Origin of the sequence: Oceaniferula marina (assembly GCF_013391475.1) — a bacterium.
GTDB lineage: Bacteria > Verrucomicrobiota > Verrucomicrobiia > Verrucomicrobiales > Akkermansiaceae > Oceaniferula > Oceaniferula marina.
Window position 1 is genome coordinate 283,185 of record NZ_JACBAZ010000003.1, and the last position, 22,928, is coordinate 306,112.

The window sequence follows — 22,928 nt, forward strand, 5'->3', positions numbered from 1 at the left end:
TGGGAAGCGCTGTCAAATGACAACAAACCGGAAAAGTATTACTTTTTTACGATAAAAAAATCAGACGCTCTTCAGTAGGCTGAATCAATGGGAGAAAGCTATCGATTCACCAAGGACGGAATCAAACTCTCAGGAGCCTCATTGCGCTGGTAAAGGTTCATAATCTGGGACGGGGTCAAGGCCGCAGGAAAAACATAAAGTTCATCAATCGCACCATGAAACGTTCCAAACGATGATTCGTTTTCCAATCGTCTCCCGATGTAAGCCACGCTCTGCTCATCCTCCTGCACTTGGGTATCAATCTGCTGGTGGCGAGCAGCCGTCACGGCCTCCAGTTTACCGTCAACATAATGTAAGACCTGACTGGAGACATGCTCGGACGACGCTCCAAGGTACACCGATGTCACATGGTGCCATTTGCCGTCACGGAGGTTGGCGCTACCAATGACCCGACCCCCTCCGAACTCGGTCCGTAAGGCGCCGTACTGGCCTGTATTGTCCACACCCGGATTCCATGACACCTGCCACTTGGTTCCCGTCTGCGACTGTGGTTCACCCCAGGAAACAATCGAATAAGCATTTTTATTTTGTGCCGCTTTCGGGATTCTTACCCAGCAAGCCACCGTCCGTTCGGCAGCTCCTGTAACTCCCGGAAAGCGAGTCTCAAGATACGACCCCAATCCATCGAAACGAAGTGCCCTTCCGAATTTTCCTTTGATGACGTGTGCTTGCGCTTCACCCGGCATCCTCGGCAACTGCTTCAATACGGCGCCGTAGCCAGCCCCCGAATAGCTGCCGGACTCCGGGAAGGTATCCATCAGCATCGAATCAAACGACCACCTCAAGAACCGTGCCTTGGATTGCGTTCCGGACACCGGCAATTCAGAATGAAACCCTCCGGCAGCATAGCGGATTTCACCTTCTCCTAACAAATGAGTCTCATTCATCCGCAACGATTGTTTGGCATTCAAGGTTCTGGCCATGGTCATGTTCTGATTCGGGCTGGCCTCGATACTCCCCTCGATCACATGCACTTCTGTTTCTTCCTCATCCACCGCCAAAGCAAAGGAACAGGACTGGTCAGCAAAGGAGCTCGATGGCGTCTTCAAACGAAAGCCCTCGGCCTGCGCCGGAATATGAACCACACCCTTACCACGGACCAAACTCGCCAATTTCGGGGAAAGGCATCCCAACTCGGCAGGCCCTTGAATCACCACTCGGGCTCCCGAATCAAAGGTTACCTCGGCATTGCCGGAAATGAGTTCAATTACTCCGGCAGTCAGCCATGATCCGACTCGCAATGATGGATCTTTCCATACGGCATCCTGCATGTTGGTGACCCTCGCCAAGGTCGACTGAGCGCCTTCGGGCAATGGTTCCACCTGCCCTCCACCGCCTGCGATTACCTTGCCGCTCTGCTCCATCGACATCGGAGAGAATTGGGTAAGAGCAAACCAAGTTACGAGCGCCACCCCTGCGGCCACGGCCGCGAACTGCATCCAGTTCGCCCGGGTAAGCGGAACCGCCTTTTCAGTCACGCCGAGGGAGACATGGTGCTTCAACTCCCAGTCCAAGCGACCACTGAGTTCGGCTTGCTCACAGTAATATGCCATCGCTTCCGAATCACGACGCAACTCTTCCTGCAGTTTGGCAAACTCCTGCTCATCGATCGAGCCGTCCAGTGCCCTGCCGATCATCTGTATCATTTCCTGGTTCATGAAATCGATTGGCTCTTTCCAAGTTGCCGGGTGACACAGGAGCGCAGACCTCGGTGAATCCGAAAAAATGCCTGCTGGAGCGCACCTTCTTTTTTCTTCTGCATGGCGGCAATTTCCCGCACCGTCCTGCCATCTGTGTAGCGGCTTGTCACCAAGGCCCTGTCCTTCTGTTTCAGCTTACTCAGACATCGCCGCAGTGCCGATTGAAATTCTCCCCTATCCTCATTTCCCGACGCATAGTAGTCGTTGATGTTCTCGACGATGTCCGAGTCATAGACGAGCCACTTCTTGCGCGACTGCGCACGCAAACTCTCCATGGTCTTGAAATAGGCAACCTTGCAGGCGAAGGCCTTGAAATTCGTGCCCAACTCGAAATCATTCATTTTTTGCCAGAGCAGCACATTGGTCTCCTGCAGAACATCCTCGGCCTCCACCCCCGGAGCAATGCTGTGAATATACCCCTGCAGCATCGCCTGGTGACTGGTCACCAACTGAAGGTATTCAATTTGCTCTGGAGACATCGGGTTCATCATTGTCATCAGTAGAAGACTACTACCATAAATGACAATTGATGTTGCTGTATTACTTTTTTTTCAACCATTACCCCCAGGCGCCAATCAACAAATGCTTCAACCTGACTTCATCCGTCACACTCGTTTTACATAAAAACCCACTGTTGTGAGCAAAATGAACATCCGCTTCATCTTGCACCCGGCAGAAATCGAGCTTGGGGTGGTCATTGAAACGAGCAAGACCATAACCAGTCCCGCGACTGTCCGGATAGACAATCGCCGCAATCTCCTGATCCAGCCCGTTCACCAATAGGTAGCGAGCCAAACCGCCGGATGCGTCATCAATGCTTTCATCCGTCCGGGGCAACACCAAAACGCTGAACGCCTCCCCATCCTTTTCCAACTCCCAGCGGCAGACACGCTGGGCCACAAAATCAATCCGCTCCCGCACCCCCTTGAGGTAATCCAGTAGGTCCTCTCCGATCATTCGCATCAATTCATACACTGGATCACCCGAGCCCAACCGATCATCCTTACCGACCGAAGCAAATCGTCGCAACATCGAGATATCGATCGGAGAATTCATCTTGGAAATGATATCCCGCTCCACCCCGAGCCACTCTGCTGTTTTCTTAGGGCCCCGGGTATCAAACCACTCGGCAGGCTCCAACCAGTCACAAAACAAACGGGCATCCTCATACACCCCCAGATGCTGCAGCACCAAGGATAGGGCACAGGTCGGCACGTGATCCCGGTCAAATTGATGGTGATCAAAGTTGTTGTTCTCCGGCTCGTGTCGGTCACCCACATCAATCACGCACACCCGCGGGTCCTCAAGCTCCCCAGGCGTCGGCTCCCGACGCACCAATGGCACCCCGTGCAGGGCAATCATCAAACTGCAGGCTAAAAAATCGTCTTTGTGGGCACCTCCCGGATGGGTCAGTAGATAATCGATACTCATCGCAGCCCCCAGCCTGCCCACAGTCACGCCCCATGGTCAACCAGAGCTTCCTCCTTTTATGCACGCTCTCGGACAAGTCCCCCAAAAAGCTCAAAAATCATCTTTTCAAATCCGGCAATCTCACTAAAATCATCAATCAGACTTAAAATTTCATTTTCCTCTCCCATGAAAACTACACCACTGCTTCAGATCGCGGCCATTTCGGCAACCAGCGTTCTTACCTCACACGCATCTCTCACTTGGACCGGCGCGGGCAACGGAGTCTCCCTCTATGCCGAAAACAACTGGCTTGACGACAACGGCGTTGTGCCTCCGGCGAACAGCATCAATGGCGGTTCAGACGTCACAGCTGTCACAGGTGGCCTGATCGAGATCAATGCAGGAGCCGGCGAACCATCCAACTTTTCTCCTGGTTTCCAAGTCGGCACCGGCAATAGCCTGACGATTGGCGGAGGTAAAACCCTGGCATCAGGATCAAATGCCGAAGTCGTCGGGGGTGGAGCTGGAACCACACTCACCGTCAATGGAGGAGCTACTTTGAATGTTGGCAATGTCAGCAACTTTGAAACCATCACCGTCAATGGAGCAGCTATCGACCTGCTCAACGTCAGTGGAGCCACCAACGTCAACCTGACCGGAGCAACCGGCAATGTAGCCAGCATGACCATCGATACGGGGACCATCACATTTTCCAATGGCAACCCGACTTTCACCAGCCTCACCCTGTCTAATTCTTCTGCCATCTTCACAGGCTCAGCTGGGTTTACATCCTCCGAATTATTCCCAAGTCAAATCAGCCTGACCAACGGATCCTCATGGCTGTCACAGTTCGTCTCAAACAATACCATACTCTTTGTCGATGGCTCCAGCTCGATCGAACTCAAAGGCAGCGGGGATCCAATCAATTCACAAACCAATCAATCATCCGTCAATCTGGCATCAGGTGCTCAACTGATTTTCAGAAATACCAACGAACTCGACGACCAGCTCAACGACAGCGGGACAGGTGACATTTGGGTCAATGGAGTGCGTGTAACAGCTCTCAATAAAGACACTCTATTGAGCACAGCGGACAACCTGACCTACACTGCCATCCCCGAGCCATCGTCAACGTCCCTACTCGGATTGGCTGGCCTCGCCCTCATCCTGCGCCGACGTAAATAAGGGTAAAACGCTTCGCGCTCAGCCATAAGCTGTCCGTTTATTCACCATAAAAACCACTCCTCACGCCGGGGAGTGGTTTTTTTGTACCTTTTTCCGTTAACGCCTGAGCTCATTATGGCTTATTTATGTAGGTGCCCAAACATCCGCAAATTTCCCAGGAATTTGTCAGCCTCCTGACCGACCACCAGGAGGTCATTCGCTCGTACATCATCTCCCAGGTTCCAGGCTCACCGGACGTCCGCGACATCCTCCAGGAGGTCAATATCCGACTCTGGGAAAAAATGAACGATTTCCAGCTTGGAACCAACTTCGGCGCATGGGCATGCACCGTCGCCTATTACAAAATCCTCGACTACCGGAAAAAACAAAAACGAAACGGCTTCCTGATCTTTAACGACGAACTCTGCGAAACCCTCGCCAAAGAAGCTGAAGAACGGCATCCCGAACAGTTCGAACAAAAACGACAGGCACTGCAACAATGCCTCAAACAACTCAGCCAAGCCAATCAGGAACTCATTCAGGCACGCTACGAAGACTCATCCAACAACATGGCCCAAATCTCCCAAACGTCCGGCCGAAGCAGGGCGTCCCTCCGCGTCACCCTCAGCCGCCTGCGCGCCACCTTGCGCCAGTGCATCAATAAACGTCTCAAATGGAAAGGAGATCCAGCATGACCCCAGAAGCCTTTGAAGCCGCCGTCTCCCAACTCCTCGACAACGACCTGTCAGCCGAAGGCTTTGCCGAGCTGGAACATTACCTGCAGCACTCACCAGAAGCCCGGCAAAAGTATCTCGAATTTGTCGATATGCACAATGTGCTGGATCTGGAACACCAACCCAAAGCAGTCACCCAACTCGGAACCTCCAAGGTGATTCCTATCGACCGCATCATCCGACGCCAAAAACGTAGAACCGTCCGGATTGCGCTGACTGCGGCAGCCGCGTGTATTCTGCTCTCACTGGTCGCCCTGCGCCTGTTTTTTGCGACCCCGCCACACACTCCCAGCCTTGCTTTCAAAACCTCACCGGGCACCCAGTTCACCATCAGCCATGAGCAGTCGGCAAACACCCCCACCGGACAAATCATGGCCCCCGGATCGAGACTTCAACTCAGCCAAGGCAGTGTTGAGCTGAACTTCTCCTCGGGAACCAAGGCCGTGGTGATGGCGCCTGCCGATATGACACTGCACGATGGGGACCAGCTCTATCTCCGGCAGGGAACCGCATGGTTTCATGTTCCCAAAGGGGCCGAGGGATTCCGGGTCGAAACCGGCGACCTTCAGATGGTCGATCTCGGGACCGAGTTCGGCGTGATCTCCCACCCCGCTCAACACGATGAAGTCCACATCCTCAAGGGGAAAGTCGAAGTCAGCGCCAAGCGTATTCGCAAACAAACCACCATTCTCACCGCAGGCCAGGCCAGGCGTATCGATCCGATCGGGCGCCTGACCAAGATCCCAAGTAACCCCGAGGCCTTCCTCAACACCCTGCCCACATCCCTTCCCTATCTGCATTGGAGTTTTGACCAAAACAAGCCATACAGCGTGCAAGGGTCCCACCCTTTGGTTCACACTCTTGAAACCCAACCCTTTACTCCTGCCAAGTCATCCCTCTCCGACCCGTCCATCGTCCCGGGAGTCCACGGCAAGGCACTCGATCTCAATGGCGCGGGCCAGCACCTCGTCACCAATTGGCCTGGATTCTCCGATGGTCGACCAGTGACGGCCAGCTTCTGGATCCGACTCCCGGATTCCAGCTACAACGATAACGAAAGCGGTATTCTTGGATGGGGTGACCGCTCACTCAGCACCGGAAAATGGAAAATCACCCTGAAACAACACCCCGACCATGATCGCCCGAACCTGCGCATCTCATGGGGGAACCTCTGGGCAGACAGTTCCACCACACTCAGCCGAGGCACCTGGCATCACATCATCATCACCCACGGACAACAGACCAACGAAAACCCCCAGGCCCAAGTTTATATCAACGGTATCCCAGAAACCATCACCACTCAAAGAAAGTCAAAAGAATCACCAAAAGCCTCCACCCGAACCCGAAAAGCCGTGCCTCTTCTGATCGGTTCCAGCCTGCACTATGCCACCGGACGCCGAAAAACCCTGCACGCAAGCCTCGACGAACTCTACCTCTTCGACGGCCATATGAGCCCGGCTCAGGCACAACAACTATTCCAAGAACAATCGCCCCGCCGCTAATCACAGCCCCAACCATCTCCGATGCTCCGACTCCTACCATGGCTTAGCTTCACAACCCTCGGCACCAGCATGCTGAATGGGCAAATCAAGGAGTCCGTCACCATCCAGGTCACAGCAGCCTCCAACACGCTGAGCCCTCAACATGTCGGCATCGCTTCGATCGGCAAGCTTCACATCCGGCCCGACGACCTCATCCAAGATGATGCCGCCTCAACTGGCACCCTGACCTACACTATCGATCAGCTCGACCTCGATGCCGAAGGAGGCAACAACGACCAAGTCCGCATCAGTTTCAAGATCACCACCGACAGCGGAAACATCCAAACATCCCTCAGTAACAAGTCCGGCTGGCTCAGCCCGAAAGGCACCGCATTAAGCAGCGTCGGACAATTTATTCGGATGGAGTTCGCGTCCCTCCACATCGACCTCAACGGAAAACCCGACTCAGGCGAGGGTAGCTTCACCGCCTTTTCCGCGGTCCAGCTCGGCAAATGGGAAGAGCGGGATGACAACGCCAAGCTGAATTTCAAGCGCATCGTTTGGAGCGAAGGCAATGACTACGAAACCTTCTCCATCCGCCCCAGCAATTACTGGGTTCTGCGCTACGACAACAAAGCCTCCGGCCAGTGGCGCCCACTATCATGGAACTTTTCCTTGGACGTCAAAACCAAGGGAACCGTTCACAACACTCCAAACACACATCCCACACTGGCGGCCCAAGAACCCGCCAAACACAAGAACCCCGGCTCCCTGATCAGCATCGGAGGCATCTCCATCATCCTCGACTAAAATCACCCCCCTCCCAAATACTCTTTCCTGGAAGCAACAGACCACACCTGCAACAGGTCTCGTCCTAACTTCCTAGAACACAACAAGAACACAACAACTAAGAAAAAAGAATACATAAGAATATGGAACATACAACATACGCGCTTCTAGGCGCCATAATAAGCATGAGCTCCGCGCAAGCGGCGGTGATTGCCAATTTTGAAGGGATTGCTTCAGGGGATATTAGTAATTCCGCGAATACAACGGCAACCATTCTTAACAGCGATACGACCACTGGTGGCACGTGGAGCAATGTAACGGCTACAGGAGATGTTACTGATTCCACTTCGGCATCAGTCATTCAAGCTGGTGACAGCACCAGACAAGGAATGACAGGTAACCACCTTTATCTTGGTAGGGCTACTAATGTTGACACCGGCACAACGAGTTCCGCGACAGCTACCTTAACACTCGATAGCGCTCAAACACTTGCTAACACCAGTCTTTCCTTTGATGCATTCATGGATAACTCAGGATCTCAACCGAGTAATGGCTTCATGATTAGTCTGTTTGATGGAAATACTATGGTAATGAGCATCTCACTGATGAATAGCTCTGACCCTGGACCACGTTACGGAGTCGCTGAATACAATGCTTCAGGAGCAAAAGTATCAAATCTCATTACTGATGATATTTTTGCTAATGATACAGGAGCTAACATGACCATCAACCTGTCAGCTACAAGCTACACGGTTGATTACGAGATGTATACAGGTGGCACGACAGGTTCATCTGCTTCAAAAAATTATCTCAACTCTGCTACAGAGTTTAATAAAATCGTATTCACTACTGAAGGGTCAAAATCTGCTTGGGGTCTCGATAACCTCGATATCTCAGCCGTCCCCGAACCCTCTTCCACCGCCCTGATCGGCCTTGGTGGATTGGCCCTCATTTTGCGCCGCCGCAAGTAGAACTTCAACCATAGCCAAGCGTTGGATTCAGACCCGGCAGGATGCCCCTTTCCTGCCGGGTTTTTTACCCCTATGGAGTGCGGCGGCTTGACGCCGCTTTGGCGACTCCCACGAGACAAAGACACCGCCAGCCGCTCCGCAAACTACAAACTACAAACTACAAACCGCCAATCGCCAATCGCCAATCGCCAATCGAAAACAAAGCGGCGTCAAGCCGCCGCATTCCATACATCCACCTGCCATGATCCGCACCCTGTCCGCTCTCATTTTGATCAGCCTCATCCCCTCACTCAGCGCTGAAACCATCACCATCTCCGGGGCCGCCAATACCAGCAGCACTAATGACCAAGGTAGTGCTTCATCCGGAACGTTGACCTGCACCACTCTCGTCGCCGACAACACTTCCGGCACAGCCCCCGGCCAGATCCAGCAGTTCACCATCAGCGGCCTCGACCTCAACAACAGCGGAGGCAGCAACGACAGCGTTGCGATCAACTTCCGAGTCACCGGCTCCGGCAACCTGCAGACCAACACCTCCGGAACCGGGTGGCTCTCCCCGGGCGGCACTTCCCTCAACGGCAACGGCGACGAAATGACCGTCACTTACGAATCCATGTCCGTCAATCTGGACGGAGGAACAGGCAATGGCTCTGGATCCTTCTCTGGGTTCAGCGCTATCACCATGGGCAACTGGGATAACGTCAACGACACCGCCACCATCAACGGCGAACAATTTTCCTACAGTGGAACAACCAACGAAACCCTGCCCCTTACAGACACCACCCAGAGCAGTCTGAGTTTTTCCTACACCACAGCCGATGGAGACTCCGGTGCCTGGCGCCCTCTCGGAAGCCACTTCACCATCGAGGTAAACTCCGCCCCCCCTGCCTCACCCGAACCAGCCATCACTTTCTTCAGCTCCAACCGATATCAAATCGGGTCCAACGAAACCATCACCCTCTCATGGTCAACCACAGACGCTACCAGCCTGAGTATCGATCAAGGGCTTGGTGATGTCACCTCCCTGAGCACGGCAGGAGCCGGCAGTATCGAAGTCAACGCCAATCCTGGAACCACCTACACCTTGACTGCAACCAACAGCGAAGGAAGCAAAACCGCAGCACTCACCGTTCACCCCAAACCCAACAAACCCAACATCCTCGTCATTCTAACAGACGACTGGGGGACGGAAGACGGCACCGTCAATTTCAACCTCGATAAAAATGGCAACCCAATCGCCAAAGGCAACCCCGACAGCCTCGGGCTACCATCATTCAGCCAAACCAACGAGCACTACCACACCCCCACGCTTGAGCAGCTCGCATCCCAGGGCACTATTTTTACCCGCGCCTACGTCTCCCCGATGTGCTCACCCACGCGGGTCAGCTTTATGACGGGACAAAATGCAGCCCGCCACCGAACCACCAATTACATCGGCGGTGGAGGCTCTCATTTCAACCTCAAGTCCCAACCGAATCTGGACCTCACCGCTGCCAACCGCACCCTGGCCGAAGTGATGCGTGATGCCGGCTACCGCACCATCATCTGCGGAAAAGGCCACATCGGTAACGACAACCTCGATATCGACCACTACAAAACTCCCGCTGCCGACCCCGCCAACGATTTCTACGGGTTTCAAATCAACGTCTGCGCGACTCAAAAAGGCCAACACAGCAATTGCTATTCCAACGCGACCCCCGCATTTAATCTCAAGGGAAGCTCCACGAGTGCGACCACCTTCATGGCCGAGTACCAGGATAAAACCTACCATGACCTCGACCCGGTAAAATATGCCGACGCTACTTGGAAAGATGAACCCGTGTTTGTCACCGAGGCAATTACTCTGGAAATGATCGAACGTCTCGAAGACAGCGTCATGCTCGGTAAACCCTTCTTTGCCTACATGTCCCACTTCGCCACCCACCAACCACATCAGCTCGACCCTCGTTTTGCCAATAACCCGAAGTATGCCGGTCTCACTGGCAACACCCTGGATGTCGCCACCATGATCGAAGGCGTGGATCACTCGACCCATGACATCCTCACCCGCCTCGACGAACTCGGTGTGGCCGAAAATACCATCGTCATCTTCTTCGGCGACAATGGCTCCGAGGTCGACCCCGGTGCCGGAGGCAACCCGACCACCCTCGGTATGAGCAATCCGTGCCGCGGCCAAAAAGGGCACCGCCATGAGGGAGGTACCCGCATACCATTCATTGTCTCGTGGGCCAAACCGGATGCCAGTAATCCTCACCAGCAAGCCTTCCCCATCGCCGCCGGCAAGGCCGTCCCCAATATCATCGCCTCCCAAGATCTATTCCCAACCCTCTGCGATGCAGCCAACATTTCCCTGCCCACTCAGGATGATAACAGCGACCCTCTCGTCATCGACGGATACAACCTCGCTGGCTACCTCAGCAACAGCTCAGGTTTTGAAACCCGTGAGCAACTGCTGATTCATTCGCCAACCCCCCACGCCCACGATTTCTTCTCGATCCTCCACCAAGGCGACTGGAAACTCATCTACAATTACAACAACGAAGTCGAGGACTTCAATATCGAGGCTCCGCTCGGCACCTACGAACTCTACAACCTGCACGACGACCCGTATGAAGCCGACAACCGGGCCAGCGCCAGCAGCCCGAATTACAATTCGGGACAAGTCATGCAAATGGCACGAGATCTGATCGCTGAAATCACCTTCCGCGAAGGACAATACCCCTACCTGCGCGAAAACGACGCAGCCATGGCAGCCATCAACCTGCCCGCCTCACCCGGTGACGACCACCCAATCATCCTACCCGCAATCAATGGAATCGACACCGATAACGACGGTTTGGACGACAACGCCGAGGACCCCAATCGCAACGGCATTCAGGACGGATCCGAAACCGATGCCACCAAGGCTAACAGCGACGACGATAACCTTGACGATGGCGAAGAAGCACGGCTCGGAACCGATCCACTCGACCCCGGAAGCTACTTCAAACTTCAGGCAAGACCTGAAAGCGATGGCTCGATCACTTTGACCTGGCCATCCTCCCCCGACACCCGTTTTACCATTCGCACAAGCAATGACCTCGTCGATTGGTCAAGTATCATTGCCAGCAACATCAGCGCAGACCCGGGCAGCCAAACATCCTACCCGCTACCCGCCAGCTCCAGCCCCCGCCGTTTTTATAAAGTCGAATTAGAATAAATCATCGATCCCCGATAAAACGAATCGCCACCGGGTAGCGGTGCCACTCACCCCGGTTCGCAGACAGGCAGGCCATGATCTCCATCACCAAGGCCGCGATGCCAACACCCCAGATCAAGGGGATAACAACAAACAGCCCAATCACGGTCACGACCCCAATCATCATGGCTGCAAAAGAAGCCAGCAACAAGGTCAGCTGAAAATTCAAGGCCTCCCTGCCGTGGTGATCGACAAAGCGCGATTGATCTTTTTTCACCAACCAGAGAATCAACACACCAATGATGCCGGTCAACAAAGCCAGAAGGTGAACCAACATACCCATGGTGCGATCGTCTTCACTCACATGGAAAGGATCAAGAGACACCGGTGCATGTATGGGCGATAATCCGGATGCCGCTGGTGCGGCTCCACCCGGTGGCATCGGCGGTGGCTGAAGAGTAGGAGGATTCGGCTGGGGAGAAGTTTGGCTCAATGCTTGCATTGCTGCTTACAGATTTGATTCATCTAACGGAAATCTATTAATTGGATGCTTTGGTATTGATCGTTGATCCCTTTGGCTGAACATACGATCTATCACCGTTTTCATCAACGGTGCGAACAGCAATGTCCGTATCCGTAAGTTTGTCAGTCTCGAAGACAAAGGGCTTCGATTTTAATATTTGAGGTTGATGTTTGACTTCCCCTATCTTCTTCCCATTCAACAGCACTTCATAATGGGATAGGGGAACATCCTCCGCAAAGGCCGTTTGCCAGGTCACCCTGGTTTTTTCACCAAGCGTTTCCACTTTCACATCTCTGGGAGCACTCAAACCATTTTTCTCCATTTGAAAGTAGTTGGTCCTGCCGTTTTTCATCCTCGCCGCTTTTTCCTCGATCTTGAGAAGTTCCTCATTCGACAGGCTGTTTGGCTTCACCTGGGAGGCATAATAGTTTTGAGTCAACTGGCACTTCAACGGCTCATCATCAATCTGCCCTATACCGATGATCAAGGTGTCCATATTGGGAGAGTTAAGCACATACTCAATCAGTTCATGACTCGGCAGATCTGGTGAGCCCACTTTCCTGTAGATATCCGAAGAGGTCCTCGAAAACCCTTCCTTTTCACCATACATCACTCCGTTTGCAAAGACTTTCATCCCTATAATACCCAGACCTTTCGCCCGAGCGACAGGAAGCACATTGTTCTGCATATTGAAATAAAGTTTATCGTTTGCATTGAGAGCCACCAACATCGCTTCATGAATGCCAAATTCATCCCGCTGGATCATGTCAACCATGACAGCTGGGTTATCGTGACTGGAAAAGCCAAGATGTTTGATCAGTTTTTCTTTTTTGGGGTTGGTTCCCGTGAGGTTGGTTCCATCACGGAAGTCACGCAGCGCAACCAGAGCGCCAAAATTTTCGTCAGGCTTCAAGGGCGTTTCAAGCCCCTTATAGAGAACATCCACTTCCTCAAAGCTCGTGATGCTATGAATCAGCATAAAATCCAGATAGGCGCCTTCGGGGTAATTGCCTTTTCCATCCCCAAAGAGCTGAGACAGTGAGCGCTTGAGATCGTCAACGGCACATTGCACATCCTCACCATTCGATCCATTTCTCACATTATCTATTTCCTCCCATCCTGGTTTTCCCCACCGCATGAGGGTTTTGCTCGTCAGAAAAATCGATTCCCTGAACGATCTGTCATACCCGTCCTCTCCAGGGATAAGATTGAGCTTTTTAAACGCTGCATTGTAGTTTGTCTGACTGGAGCCATACATGTTGGAGGTGTCGAAAAAGTTGACCCCCAGTTCAAATGCTTTTAAAATGATAGCCACCGGATCAACCCCATCAGGAGTCCACTGAATGGACCCCTGGCCACCAAGTCCAAGCGTGGTGACCAAATGATTTGTCTTTCCAAATTTTCGTAGCAATGGAGCCGGAGCCTCAGCTGCATAGGTATAACCAACCGGCCGCAAGAGCGTGCCCGCCGCCGCGATCGTCGATAGTTTGATAAAATCGCGCCTTGATGATGGGTATGTTGCTTTCATGTTAACTCCTTTGTTCGCTTAATCGAAAACGCATCTGCAGCAATAGAGCCCAGATACCCCACCCTAGCCCCCATCTTCATAAAAACCAGAGAAAACTTCCTCGACACCCTGAATGTGTTAGACTCTACAGGAGAGAAGCGTGATTGTCGGGCGATGGAAATGGGTAAACCCCTCATTCACCCCCGCAGTTATACCAAGCTCCCGGGTTACTTAATAAACTCAACCAAATCCTTACGCATTTTTTTCAAATCCGCTTCGTTGAGGTAAAACATATGTCCGGCATCGTACCAGGCCACTTTGATCTGACTCCGTTGAGCTTGAGGTAACTTCATATGGGCCATGCTGTGTAAAATCCCTCCGGGAGGTGTCGCCAAGTCCGTATGCCCACACTGCACCAACACCCGCAGGTGCGGGTTGTCCCGCATGGCTGAGCTCAGCCGCGAAGACATGTTAACATAGCCGTTCTGTTTCCCCCAGTTCCATGGGCCGACGCTGGCAATGATCTCGTACGGACGTTGCTCCACCCACCCCAAGCCGTTGGCCAGATAATCCAGCATCGCTGTTGAAAAGGCCCCCTTGGCAACCGAAAACGATGGGTCATAGCTGGCAAAATCACCTGCACGATCGGCAACCGGCCAGGCCACTCGGGCGTCAAACCTTCCCAGAACCTTCCCTTCGTCCCGCAGCAACTCCTTGCGGAACCTCGACGGGTGAATGCGTAAGTCATAACGCAAAATCAACTCCTCACTCAAACCGGTGAGAATAGCCAGTTCTGAGGCAATTCTGGCGCGCCGCTCTTCAGGGAGCGTGTAACCTTTAAGCAAAGCCGTCGCATAAGAACTGCGCACAAAAGCATGGCACTGATCCAAAAGCATCTCACGATCGCCCTTGATTTTACCATGAAAATGGGCCGTGGCCGTGTACGCTGGCAAGTAGGCCAGATACGGCAGGTCATTTCCCTCACCCGGATGCAGTGTCCGAAAATCAATCAGGCTGGACAGGAGCACCACACCATTGAGGCTCATGCCATAGCGGCTTTGCAGGTGATGCGCCAGACCGGCGGCCCGAACGCCACCATAACTTTCTCCCAGCACATACTTCGGTGACGACCAGCGTTTTTGGTCGGTCACCCAGCGGCGAATAAAATCGCCAACCGAACTAATATCCTCGTCAACTCCATGGAATTTTTCCTCCTTATTCTCCGAACGTGAATAACCCGAAGACACAGGGTCTATAAACACCAAATCCGCGACGTCCAAAATGGTTTGCGGGTTTTCCTTTACAGTCAACGGCGGACTCAACGCCGCCGTCCCATCAGGGGAAGTAGGAACAACCCTCGGTCCAAGCGCTCCGAGATGCAACCACACCGCGGAGGATCCGGGCCCACCGTTGAAGGCAAACACCACCGGCCGCTTTGCCGGATGCTCCACCCCGTTCCGAGTGTAGGCCACATAGAAAACCGAAGCACGCGCCTTGCCGTCATCTTTTTTCAAAACCAAGCGGGAGGTCGTCACGGTATAATCGATCTTTTTACCATCCACCGTCACCGATGCCTGTTTTTGCACCGATTTTTCCTCCACCTCCTGGGGCCTTGGCTCTCCTTTGGCCGCTGGGGTTTTCTCTTTTTTACTCTGCTTGGCAGCAGGCTCCGCCATACTGAACGAGGCGGTAATCAAAACAAAGAGACAGGATACAATGGGGGAAATCATTCGGGACATAAGCAAAAGAAGTGGTCGTCAGACCATGATTTAACCGCTGCCCGGCTAATTTCAAACTGCAAATTGAAGTTTCCCCCGAAACCACCCGTGGCAGAGCTTGATGGCCCCACATGTTTCCCCCCTCCCTGGCAACGCAACGATAACGATGTGAATAGGGAAATCAGCCTCTCTTTTGGAATCTTTGCATCTTCGACCTTCCATTTTTTGTGACCTGACGAGGCTCAACGATGACATCTGTCGATTTTTGTATGATTTTTACCCGTTTTACGTAGATAATGCGCCCGCCCCCGGCAAACACACACAACGATAACCTGACCATTAACCATGAAACACATCCTCGCATCCTTGCTTGCCACCTGCTCGGTCGGCATGACCTCGATGAACGCTGTGGCCGCCGAGCCACCTGTCATCCCCGTGCCAAAAAGCTCCAAATCACTCAGTGGAGCGCCCGTCCAGCTTAGCCCCAACACCCCGATCTACTACCGTGGAAAAAATGCCAAGGCCGTCGCCGAATTACTGTCCACCTCGCTGAAAGCCCAAACCGGAATCCAAACCCGCGTCACGGAACTACAAGGCGAGGCAACAAAAGGTATCACCCTACAAATCAATCCCAAACACCCGGACAACAACCCGGAAGCCTACGCCCTGAAATCCGAAAAGGGCCTGATTCAGATCATGGCTCCCGAATCAGCCGGACTGTTCTACGGATCCCAGACGCTGCTCCAACTCATCCCGGACGGCAAACCTCAGGTTGCCCCCGTTCTGATCACCGATGCTCCCAACTACCCCTGGCGCGGCATGATGCTCGATGTTTCCCGCTATTTCTTCACCAAAGAGTACGTGCTACGCTACCTCGATATGATGGCAATGCACAAAATGAACACCCTGCACTGGCACCTCATCGACGACGCCGGATGGCGGATTGAAATCAAAAAATACCCGAAACTCACCGAGATCGGTGCTTGGCGCGGCAAAGGAGACAAACGCTACGGTGGGTTCTACACCCAGGAAGATATCAAGGAGATCGTCGCCTACGCCAGCGCCCGCAATATCACCATCGTCCCGGAAATCGAGCTACCCGCACACACCCTGCCTGCCCTCGTTGCCTACCCTCACCTCGGCTGTTTTAACAAACAATTCGAAGTGCCCACCCGTCACTTCATCTCCCAGGATCTCTACTGCCCAGGTAAAGAAACCACCTGGACCTTCCTCGAAGATGTCTTCAACGAAGTGTGCGATCTCTTCCCCGGCACCTTCATCCACATCGGCGGCGATGAAGCCAAGTACTCCCGCTGGAAAAAATGCCCGGATTGTCAAAAAGCCATCAAAGACAACCAACTGAAAAACGAACACGCCCTGCAAGGCTGGATGACCACCCGCGTCGAAAATTACCTCGCCAAGAAAAACAAGCGTATCATCGGCTGGGATGAAATCCTCGGCGCCGGCGTCAGCAACAAAGCCGGAATCATGACCTGGCACAAACCACGCACCGCCGTCGATGGCGCTAAGCGCGGTAACCCGGTCGTCATGTCCCTGACCGGCCACGCCTACTTCGACGTCGCCGAAAGTAAGCTCGAAGGCGAACCTCCGACTGCCGGATGGATCCCACCGATCTCACTCAAAAAAGCCTACCAGTGGGAACCGGCCCCCAAAGAACTCAAGGGAACCCCCGCCGCTAAAAACATCCTCGGCGCCAGCGGTTGTGTCTGGACCGACCAATTCCTACACCGGGCCCACATCCTTGCAGATAAGCCCGGCAAGGGAACTTCGGCCTCCGAGGGCTACGTCGACTACCTCAGCCTTCCGCGTATGGCGGCCTTGGCCGAGGTCACTTGGTCGCCTCAAGGAAAGCGCGATTACGCACGCTTCAGCGAGCGCATGAAGCCGATGTACCAGCGCTACGATCGACTCGGCTACCAGTACCGCGTTCCCGTGCCGGATGTTCAAATCCAACGCACCCCGGAAAAAACCTACAAGCTGAGCGCCACGCCTCCGGTTGCCGGTGGTACCATCCGTTACACCACCGACGGAAGCAAACCCACAGCCAACTCCAAGGTCATGCACGGCTCTGTGACCGTCAGCAAAGTCCACGACTTCCGCGCTGCCACCTTCACCGCCGGTGACAAACGCCAGAGCCTGCTCTTCGAATATGCCGACCCCAACAACAAGTTCGCCAAATTCGGAAAACTCGTCGGCAAGTGGGAATCCGGCAAAGTCGGCAACGGCAAAGCCAAAGAGGTCATCTTCGACGCCACCGGCCTGATCAATAGCAACGGAACCTACATCATCACCTTCCAATACACTGGTGGCCGCGAACGCCTGGACATCGACGGGATCGAGGTGGTCCGCAACGACACCGTGCACGTTGGCAAGGACATCCACCACGGCTTCACCGGTGGATCGTCCAAAAACAACCGCTACACCATCAAGGTAGGCAACTACGAAACCGGCGCCTCGTTTAAGATCAAAGCCCAGATCTACGGTGATGTCGGTGATGACTCGAATGGCATGGTTCTGATTCAAAAGAAGAAATAAACAAAGCCAAACATCGGGTCGCATCCATTGACGCCCTTTTTTCCAAGACCCCGGCTAACCCGCCGGGGTCTTTTTTATGTCGAAGCACATAGGAAAGACCATATAGCGAAACAAATGGCAGGATTCAGATCGGGACGATTGCCGGGAGCAAGATTTGATGCATGCTCCGACCATCAACGGACGATCATCGCCCCCAGATACCATCGACGCATATCTTCCAACAGAGGTAAAAGCAGACCCCGTTCGCGAACTTCCCGCTTCAAGCCCAAGGAACTACTCGCCAACATCTCAGCAACCCGCCGGATCGAAAAACCCGCGGCCCGCACGCGTTGCTCGTCCACTTCCTCTGAGGCCTGCAACACCGCTTCAATCTGAGCCGTGTAGGTTTCACTAAAGCGCCGATGCAAATCCTCCGCAAAGGCGTACCCCGCCTCATAGATCTCCCCGGCCTCCGGACTCTTGCTGATTTCCTCATAGGGCTCGACAACCCAAGTCAACATCAAGGACGCTAACCGCTCTTCCAAACTTCCGGCATCCGCCACCCGCTGAGCCGCCAAACACTCCGACTGCTCACAGTAATTCTCGATCACAGCCCGGAAAATCTCCTCCTTGTTCGCATACAATAAATAGAGGGCAGGACGAGACATTTCCGCCGCACCCGCCAAATCCCCCATCGTCGTCCGACGATAGCCATACCTCAAAAAAACCTGCTTCGCCGACTCCAAAACCCGCCCCATTTTGTCCCGTTTACCTCGCTCGTTTCCGCTCATGAAAATCATATTGACAAAAATCGTCAAACTGTCAAGCTGGCGGCGGATTTTTTAACGCGTATGAAACTATTCACCTGGAAATGGATCATCAGCATTTTTTCTTGGATGCCGATACTCACACTATCACTGGCTCTATTGCTGACCTTCACTGCTTGTCAGAGACCAGCGCAAGAAGCGATTGAGACCAGCGCCCGACCGGTGAAGTATATGGAAATTCAAGATACCGGTGCGGTGAAAATCGTGGAATTCCCCGGACAGATTCGGGCCGTTCAAAAAAGCTGGAAGGCCTTCGAAGTTCCAGGCCGTGTGATTGAGCGGTTGGTCAAGGAAGGTGAATTGATCACCAAAGGGCAGGTCCTCGCCCGCTTGGACCCACGGGATTACCAGTATGCCTACGATTCCGCCAAAGCTCGCTACGAGGCGGCCAAAGCCGTTGAGCTCCGCATTCAACAACTCAGCGAACAACGGGCCGTATCCCGACAGGAGCTCGATTTGGCACGCAGGGATCTGCAAACCGCAACCGCTCAGTTGAAGCAGGCGAAAAAAGCCCTCGAAGACACCGAGTTGATTGCGGACTTTGATGGACGGGTTGCCCAGCTGCTGATTGACGACTTCACCAACGTCAAGGAAAAGGAAAATGTGATGATGATCCAGAACAACAAGCTTCTGGAAATCGTTGTCAACGTGCCGGAAAGTGCTGTGGCTTTACCTCTGGAAGGTAAAACCACCGCCGAAAAAGTCCAAATCACCAAACCGGTCGTGATCCTCAGCGTGCTTCCCAACGAATCCTATCCAGCCGAATACCGTGAAGCCTCCGAACGCCCGGATCCTGCAACCCGGACCTACGAGGTGAAACTCACCTTTACCCCGCCGGAGGACAGTGTAATCCGCCCGGGAATGACCGCCAAGGTCCGCGCCCACATTCCGGCCAATGCCTCCGCAAAAACCGAGGGTTACCCGGTGCCTGTCCAGGCCATGGTTTCCGAACAAGGCACCACCCCCTTTATCTGGAGAATCGATCCCGAAACGCTCACCGTCAATAAAGTCCAGGTCACAGCCGGTGCCACAATCGGCACCTCCTGCATCGTCAAAGGGAAATTAAAAAACGGCGACCTCATCGCCACATCCGGCGTCCATCAACTTCGGGACGGTCAACAAGTCCGCCTCTGGAATAAGGCGTGCCCGTAACCCGCAAAGCGGTGGATTGAAACCAATCTACCAGGCCATGTTAACGCTCAAGCCGTTAACCGGGGGCATTTCCACGAACACACATTCACTCATCATTGCAATGAATCTTGCCGAATTTTGTCTCCGCAGAAAGACGACCACCACCGTGCTCGCTGTCGTTCTCTTTCTCGCCGGTCTGTCGTCCTACTTCGGCATGAGCCGGCTCGAAGACCCGGAATTCACGATCAAGGACGCACTCGTCATCACCCCCTACCCCGGAGCTGCCCCGAAGGAGGTGGAACAAGAGGTCACGGATGAAATCGAGATTGCCATCCAGCAGCTGAGCCAACTCGACGAGATGCAATCCCGCTCCGAACGTGGGCTTTCCACCGTAACCGTCAGTATCGAGGACAAGTACAACGCCAAAACCTTACCCCAAGTCTGGGATGAGCTACGGCGCAAGGTCAACGATGCGCAAGGAAACCTGCCACCGGGAGCCGGCCCCTCCATCGTCATCGATGATTATGGCGCCGTCTACGGCGTCTATTTCGTCCTCTACGGAGATGAGTTCAGCTACGCCGAACTCAAACAACAAGCCGACTTTCTCCGTCGAGAACTGCTGCTTGTCGATGATGTTGCGCGGATTGAAATCCACGGCAACCGGCCTGAAGCCATCTACATCGAACCGATCCGTGACCGCTTGGCCCAATTCGACATGGCACCGGAAGAGTTCCTCAACAAACTTCGCCAACAAAATCTGGTTCTCGACACCGGCCGCGCCAGAATCGGCACGGAATTCATCGCCCTCGACCCTACCGGAGAAATCAACAGCGTGGAAGACTTCGAAGAGCTTCCCTTTTCCCACAATCAGAAAAAATTCTACCTCAGGGACTTTGCCAAAGTGCACCGAGCTTACGTCGACCCGCCATCCGATATCGTCCGATACAACAGTAGCAATGCCATCGCCTTGGGTATCTCCACCGTCGCCGGCGGCAACGTCGTCACCATGGGTGAAGCCCTCGATAAACGGCTCGCCGAACTCAAATCCGATCTTCCGATCGGTATGGAAATCGGCATCATCTCCCATCAGGCCACCTCCGTCACCCTGGCCATCGACAACTTCATCACCAGTCTTCTCCAGGCACTTGCCATCGTGATCGCCGTACTGCTCTTATTCATGGGGCTGCGTAGCGGCCTGCTGATCGGCATCATTCTGGTTCTCACCATTATGGGAAGTTTTGTCTTCCTCAAACCCATGGGCGTGGCGCTCGAACGCATCTCCCTCGGAGCACTGATCATTGCGCTCGGAATGCTGGTCGATAACGCCATCGTGATTGTCGACGGTATCCTGGTTGAGCTCAAACGTGGACGCTCTGCCTTCGACGGTGCCGTTGCCACCGTCAAACAATCCGCCATTCCCCTGCTGGGGGCCACCTTGATCGCCATCTTTGCCTTTGCCGCCATCGGCACCTCGGACAATGCCGCGGGTGAATTCTGCAGTTCCCTCTTCCGGGTCATTGGCGTCTCCCTCTTTTTGAGCTGGGTGACCGCCGTCACCGTCACCCCTCTGCTGGCGGTCCTGATGCTCAAACCACCCAAAGAAAAAAGCGACGGCGCCAAGCGCGCCGAACCGTTCAACAACCGCTTCTATCGAATCTACAAATCGCTGCTCCGCCAGTGCATTCGCTTCCGCTGGGTAAGCGTCACCCTCGTGATCGCCCTGTTTGCCACTTCACTCTGGGGATTCGGCTTTGTTAAACAAGCCTTCTTCCCACCATCCACGCGCGCCCAGTACATGGTCGATATTTGGCTCCCCCAGGGGACCCACATCAAAAGCACTCGTGACGAAATCAGCAAAGTCGAAGGTTGGCTGCAAGAGCGGCAGGGTGTCGGTAATGTCACCTCCCTGGTCGGCCGCGGCGGACTCCGCTTTCTGCTCACCTACAAACCCGAACTTCCGAACAGCAGCTACGCCCAACTGCTCGTCGATGTCGAGGACGCCTCCCGGATCGAAGAACACATTCAAGCCACCGAAGACTACATCGCCGAAACCCTGCCGGACGCCGTCGGTTACGGCATCAAATACGAACTCGGCCCCGGGGGAAAAGGAAAAATTCAGGCCCGCTTCCTCGGCGACGACCCCGAGGTGCTACGCAGCCTGGCTTCCCAAGCAGAACAAATCATGCACGATCACCCGAACGCCAAAGCCATCCGAACGGATTGGAGGCAACGGGTGAAACTCCTCCGCCCCGAACTCGTTGAAGAACGGGCGAACCTCATGGGGATTGAAAAAAAGGAACTTTCCGAAGCCATCCGTCAAGCCTACGAAGGAGCCACCGTGGGTGTCTATCGGGAGGGCGACCTCTTATTACCCATCATCGTCCGGGCAAGCGACGAGGAACGTCAGGAAATCACCCAACTGGAAAACATCCAGATCTGGAGCCCGGTCGCCCGCAAGCGAGTGCCCATCACCCAGGTGATCTCAGGAGTCGAACTCGTCTTCGAAGACGAAATCCTGATGCGCCTCGATCGCAAACCGGTCATCAGCATCTTCGCCGACCCGGAGGAAGGCACTGCCAGCGCTCTATTCAAGGAACTGCAACCACAGATCGAAGCCATCCCCCTGCCCGAGGGCTACGAATTACTCTGGTACGGTGAATACAAAAACTCAAAAGATGCCAACGAAGGCCTTGGCAAAGGTATTCCCATGTTTGCTCTGCTGATGGTTCTCACCACCATCGCCCTATTCAATTCACTGCGTCAGCCACTGATCATCTGGCTCTGTGTGCCGCTGGCTCTGATCGGCGTCTCCGCCGGCCTGCTGATCACCGACCAGCCCTTCACCTTCATGGCGCTGCTCGGTTTTATCAGCCTCTCCGGCATGTTACTCAAAAATGCCATTGTGATGATGGATGAACTGAACACCCAGCTCTCGACTGGCAAGGAAAAGCTTCAGGCGATTGTGGACTCAGCTGCCAGCCGTCTGATGCCCGTGGCGATGGCCGCAGCCACCACCATCCTGGGCATGATCCCGCTTTTCTTCGACGACTTTTTTGCCGCCATGGCTGTAACCATTGTCTTCGGACTGATGTTCGCCACCGTCCTGACTCTGGTCGTTTTACCCGTGATCTACACCATCATCTTCCGCATCAAACCGAAAGAGGGATAGCCGAGTAGCCGAGAACATTCAAAACTCAACA

The 22,928-nt window shown here is 54.0% G+C and carries 16 protein-coding genes; 9 read left to right on the plus strand and 7 right to left on the minus strand.

The window, feature by feature from the left end; genetic code table 11:
- Positions 1–98: 98 nt before the first annotated feature.
- From HW115_RS09275 to HW115_RS09285, 3 genes are all read right to left on the minus strand, one after another.
- On the minus strand, positions 99–1,706 hold the full coding sequence (locus HW115_RS09275; protein WP_178932341.1) for a LamG domain-containing protein: 1,608 nt from the start codon (positions 1,704–1,706) through the stop codon (positions 99–101).
- Positions 1,707–1,714: 8 nt separating this feature from the next.
- Positions 1,715–2,239 (minus strand): sigma-70 family RNA polymerase sigma factor, encoded by a 525-nt coding sequence (locus tag HW115_RS09280; protein WP_178932342.1) that lies wholly within the window; start codon positions 2,237–2,239, stop codon positions 1,715–1,717.
- 79 nt (positions 2,240–2,318) lie between these two features.
- Positions 2,319–3,191, minus strand: coding sequence for an MYG1 family protein (locus HW115_RS09285; RefSeq protein ID WP_178932564.1), 873 nt, complete (start codon positions 3,189–3,191; stop codon positions 2,319–2,321).
- A 165-nt stretch (positions 3,192–3,356) separates the two neighbouring features.
- Between HW115_RS09285 and HW115_RS09290 the strand changes: the two genes are divergently transcribed.
- From HW115_RS09290 to HW115_RS09315, 6 genes are all read left to right on the plus strand, one after another.
- On the plus strand, positions 3,357–4,355 hold the full coding sequence (locus HW115_RS09290; RefSeq protein WP_178932343.1) for a PEP-CTERM sorting domain-containing protein: 999 nt from the start codon (positions 3,357–3,359) through the stop codon (positions 4,353–4,355).
- Positions 4,356–4,486: 131 nt separating this feature from the next.
- Entirely contained in the window at positions 4,487–5,029 is a 543-nt protein-coding gene (locus HW115_RS09295) for a sigma-70 family RNA polymerase sigma factor (protein ID WP_178932344.1), read from the plus strand.
- Positions 5,026–6,570, plus strand: coding sequence for a LamG-like jellyroll fold domain-containing protein (locus HW115_RS09300; protein ID WP_178932345.1), 1,545 nt, complete (start codon positions 5,026–5,028; stop codon positions 6,568–6,570). The genes HW115_RS09295 and HW115_RS09300 overlap by 4 nt, the downstream gene beginning before the upstream one ends.
- A gap of 21 nt (positions 6,571–6,591) precedes the next feature.
- Positions 6,592–7,359 (plus strand): hypothetical protein, encoded by a 768-nt coding sequence (locus HW115_RS09305; protein WP_178932346.1) that lies wholly within the window; start codon positions 6,592–6,594, stop codon positions 7,357–7,359.
- 122 nt (positions 7,360–7,481) lie between these two features.
- The gene (locus tag HW115_RS09310) at positions 7,482–8,309 is read left to right on the plus strand and encodes a PEP-CTERM sorting domain-containing protein (protein ID WP_227021393.1); all 828 of its coding nucleotides are present in this window, start codon (positions 7,482–7,484) and stop codon (positions 8,307–8,309) included.
- A 241-nt stretch (positions 8,310–8,550) separates the two neighbouring features.
- Complete coding sequence (locus HW115_RS09315) at positions 8,551–11,508, plus strand: sulfatase-like hydrolase/transferase (protein WP_178932348.1); 2,958 nt, start codon at positions 8,551–8,553, stop codon at positions 11,506–11,508.
- Between the two features lies 1 nt (position 11,509).
- On the opposite strand, the gene HW115_RS09320 is transcribed toward HW115_RS09315, so the two are convergent.
- The 3 genes from HW115_RS09320 to HW115_RS09330 all read right to left on the minus strand — a co-directional run bounded on the left by HW115_RS09320 (position 11,510) and on the right by HW115_RS09330 (position 15,256).
- The gene (locus HW115_RS09320) at positions 11,510–11,851 is read right to left on the minus strand and encodes a DUF4870 domain-containing protein (RefSeq protein WP_178932349.1); all 342 of its coding nucleotides are present in this window, start codon (positions 11,849–11,851) and stop codon (positions 11,510–11,512) included.
- Positions 11,852–12,026: 175 nt separating this feature from the next.
- Entirely contained in the window at positions 12,027–13,538 is a 1,512-nt protein-coding gene (locus HW115_RS09325) for an aldo/keto reductase (protein ID WP_178932350.1), read from the minus strand.
- A 206-nt stretch (positions 13,539–13,744) separates the two neighbouring features.
- Positions 13,745–15,256 (minus strand): S10 family peptidase, encoded by a 1,512-nt coding sequence (locus HW115_RS09330; protein ID WP_178932351.1) that lies wholly within the window; start codon positions 15,254–15,256, stop codon positions 13,745–13,747.
- 324 nt (positions 15,257–15,580) lie between these two features.
- Here HW115_RS09330 and HW115_RS09335 point away from each other — a divergent pair, with 324 nt between their 5' ends.
- The gene (locus HW115_RS09335) at positions 15,581–17,791 is read left to right on the plus strand and encodes a beta-N-acetylhexosaminidase (RefSeq protein ID WP_178932352.1); all 2,211 of its coding nucleotides are present in this window, start codon (positions 15,581–15,583) and stop codon (positions 17,789–17,791) included.
- A 173-nt stretch (positions 17,792–17,964) separates the two neighbouring features.
- Here the strand turns inward: HW115_RS09335 and HW115_RS09340 are convergent, their stop codons facing one another.
- Positions 17,965–18,561 carry a TetR/AcrR family transcriptional regulator gene (locus tag HW115_RS09340; protein ID WP_227021394.1) on the minus strand — a complete coding sequence of 199 codons (597 nt, stop codon included), beginning with the start codon at positions 18,559–18,561 and terminating at the stop codon, positions 17,965–17,967.
- 60 nt (positions 18,562–18,621) lie between these two features.
- Between HW115_RS09340 and HW115_RS09345 the strand changes: the two genes are divergently transcribed.
- Both HW115_RS09345 and HW115_RS09350 read left to right on the plus strand, forming a co-directional pair.
- Positions 18,622–19,749 (plus strand): efflux RND transporter periplasmic adaptor subunit, encoded by a 1,128-nt coding sequence (locus tag HW115_RS09345; protein ID WP_178932353.1) that lies wholly within the window; start codon positions 18,622–18,624, stop codon positions 19,747–19,749.
- A gap of 100 nt (positions 19,750–19,849) precedes the next feature.
- Positions 19,850–22,897, plus strand: coding sequence for an efflux RND transporter permease subunit (locus HW115_RS09350; protein WP_178932354.1), 3,048 nt, complete (start codon positions 19,850–19,852; stop codon positions 22,895–22,897).
- Positions 22,898–22,928: the final 31 nt, after the last annotated feature.